Origin of the sequence: Streptomyces griseicoloratus (assembly GCF_014534645.1) — a bacterium.
Taxonomy (GTDB): domain Bacteria; phylum Actinomycetota; class Actinomycetes; order Streptomycetales; family Streptomycetaceae; genus Streptomyces; species Streptomyces griseicoloratus.
In genome coordinates, this window is the sequence record NZ_JACVQF010000171.1 from 1 (window position 1) to 3,243 (window position 3,243).

At 72.4% G+C, this 3,243-nt stretch carries 1 protein-coding gene; it reads right to left on the reverse strand.

Features of this window, described 5'->3' with window-relative positions; all coding sequences use genetic code 11:
- The coding region (locus H0H10_RS07970) for a non-ribosomal peptide synthetase (RefSeq protein WP_188180154.1) at positions 1-3,243 on the reverse strand (3,243 nt) is incomplete at both ends.

The window sequence follows — 3,243 nt, forward strand, 5'->3', positions numbered from 1 at the left end:
CGCCGGATCCAGCACCTCCACCGCCGACACCCGCACCGACGGATCCACGGCGACGCGTTCCAGGACGCGGGTGAAGGCGTTCACGAAGCGTTCGACGGTGGAGGCGTCGAACAGGTCGGCCGTGCCGGTGACCATGCCGCCGATGCCGGCGGCGGTGCCATCCTCGGCGAACTTCTCGCCGACGAAGACGGTGAGGTCGAACTTGGCGCCGACTTCACCCGCGGGCAGCGCCGTGGCACGTACGCCCTCCAGTCCGCGGGCGGTGCCTGCCGCTGAGTCGGGCTCGTCCTCCAGGCCCAGAGTCTCCAGGGTGTCCTGGAAGGTCAGCATCACCTGGAACAAGGGCTGGCGCGCCAGCGTGCGGGAGGGGGCGAGTTCCTCGACGAGTCGTTCGAAGGGAACGTCCTGGTGGGCGAAGGCCTGCAGGCCGGTCTGCCGGATCCGGTCCAGGAGCTCGTCGAAGGCCGGATCGGCGGACAGGTCGCTGCGGACCACGAGGGTGTTGACGAAGCAGCCGACCAGGTCGTCGAGGGCCTCGTCCGTGCGGCCGGCGACCGCACTGCCGATGGGGATGTCGGTGCCCGCGCCGAGGCGGTTGAGGGTCACGGCCAGTCCGGCCTGGAACAGCATGAACAGCGTGACGCCCCGCCTCTGCGCGAGGTCCCGCAGCAGCCGGTGCGACTCGGTCGGCAGGTGCCACCGCACCGCGTGACCCCGGCGCGAGGGCACCGCGGGCCGGGGACGGTCGGCCGGGAGCGGCAACTCCTCGGGCGCGCCGGTCAGTTGCTCCCGCCAGTAGGCCACCTGGCGGGACAGCAGGCTGTCGGGACGGTGCTCGTCGCCGAGCAGCCTGCGCTGCCACAGGGCGTAGTCCGCGTACTGCACCGGCAGTGGTGTCCACCGTGGTGCGTGGCCCGCCCGGCGTGCCGCGTACGCAGTGGAGACGTCCCGCGCCAGCGGTCCGTGGGACCAGCCGTCGCTGGCGATGTGGTGAACCACCACCACGAGGACGTGTTCCTCGGCGCTCTGTGCGAACAGCCACGCCCGGATGGGCACATCGGTTGCGAGGTCGAAGCCCCGGCCCGTCGCCTCCTCGATCGCTGCCGAGAGGTCGGCCTGCCGGGCGGCCGTCCCGGTGAGGTTGACGACTTCGAGTTCCCAGGTGAGTTCGGACGGATCGATGATCCGCTGGTAGGGCTCACCGTCCTCGGTGGCGAGCACCGTTCGCAGGACCTCGTGGCGGACGATGACGTCCCGCAGGGCGGCGGCCAGCGCCTCGCGGTCCACGGCGCCGGTCAGCCGCATCACCATGGGGACGTTGTAGGTGGGGCTCGCCCCTTCGAGTTGCGCGATGAACCACAGTCGTCGCTGGGCGTACGACAGCGGCACGCGCTCCGGGCGTTCCTGCGCGGTCAGCGGCGTACGGGCCGTGTCCGACGTGTGCAGGCGGGCGGCCAGCCCGGCGGGCGTGGGCGCCTCGAAGAGCGCGCGCAGGGGGACGTCCGTGTCCAGCACCCGGCGGACCCGGCTGATCAACCGGGTGGCGAGCAGCGAGTGCCCGCCCAGGGCGAAGAAGTCGTCGTCCACACCGACGCGGTCCAGCCCGAGTACGTCGGCGAACACGGTGCACAGGAGCTCTTCCTGCACGGAGCCGGGCATGCGGCCCCCACCGGCCGCCTGCTCGGGCGCGGGCAGCATCGCGCGGTCGAGTTTCCGGCCCACGGTCAGCGGGAGTCCGTCGAGCAGCACCACGGCCGAGGGCAGCATGTACGCAGGAAGCCGCTCCGCCGCGAACCGCCTGACCGAGGCGGGCACACCGGACCGGTCGGCATCGGCCGCGGGGACCACGTAGGCGACCAGGCGCCGGTCGCCCGGTACGTCCTCGCGGGCGATCACGGCGGCACGAGCGACGTCCGGGTGCCGTTCCAGAGCGGCCTGAACCTCGCCGGGCTCGATCCGGAAGCCGCGGATCTTCACCTGGTCGTCCGCGCGTCCGGCGAAGAGCAGCTGTCCGTCGGGCGTCCAGCGGGCCCGGTCGCCGGTGCGGTACATGCGCTCGCCCGAACCGCCGAACGGGCACGCCACGAAACGCTCCGCCGTCGCCCCTGGGAGCCCCACATAGCCACGCGCCAGCTGCGCACCCGCGACGTACAGGTCGCCGGCCACGCCGACCGGGACCGGCGCGAGGTGGTCGTCGAGCACGTACAGGCGGGTGTTGGCGATCGGCGCGCCCATCGGCACCGCCGGGTGCGAGTCCTCCCCCACCGTCCCTGCGGCGACGATGACGGTCGTCTCGGTCGGGCCGTAGGAGTTGACCAGCCGACGCCCCGGGCGCCACACCTCGGCCTGCGCCGGGGAGAGCACCTCGGCGCCGACGCGCAGCGTGCGTACGCCGGTCATGTCAGCGGGATCGAGCTCCGCCAGCAGCGAGGGCACGACGCTGACGATCCCCACCTGTTCCTCTCGTATCAGCCGCCCCAGCTTCTGGGCGTCAGCGCGCTCTTCGGGTCCGGCCACGACAAGTGTGCCACCCGCCGTGAGCGTCGCGGCGACGTCGAGCACCGAGGCGTCGAAGCTGAACGACGCGAACTGCAGGACGCGTTCCCCCGCCTGGACACCAAGGAGCGACCGAGCCGTCGCCGCGAGGTTCGCCACCCCGCCGTGCGTGGTCCGGACGCCCTTGGGCAGCCCGGTGGAACCGGAGGTGTAGATGACGTACGCCGCCTGCTCCCTGGCAAGGGGAACGACGGGCGGTGTCTTCGGAGCCTGCGCGAGCGCCTCGGCGGTGTCCGCATCGTCCAGGTGCAGCAGCCGGGTCCCCGATGCGGCGAGCCCGTGCGTCAGCTCGCTCCGGCCCAGTACAAGGACCGCTCCACTGTCGTCGAGCATGTGGACCAGCCGCTCGACCGGGTATTCCGGGTCGAGCGGCAGATAGGCCGCCCCTGCCTTCCACACCGCCAGGATCGCCACGATCATCTCGACGCCGCGCGGCAGGCACAGGCCGACCGCGGACTCGGCGGTCACGCCGCGAGCGAGCAGAGCGTGCGCCAACCGGTTGGCTCGCGTTTCGAGTTCGGCGTACGACAGCTCGACGCCGTCCGCGACCACCGCCACCGCATCGGGCGCCTCGGCCGCGGGTCGCGCGATCAACTCCGGCACCAGCACGTCCGGCACCTCACATGCCGTGTCGTTCCACTCCTCCAGGACCTTGTGGCGCTCGGCCGCGTCCAGCACGTCCACCGC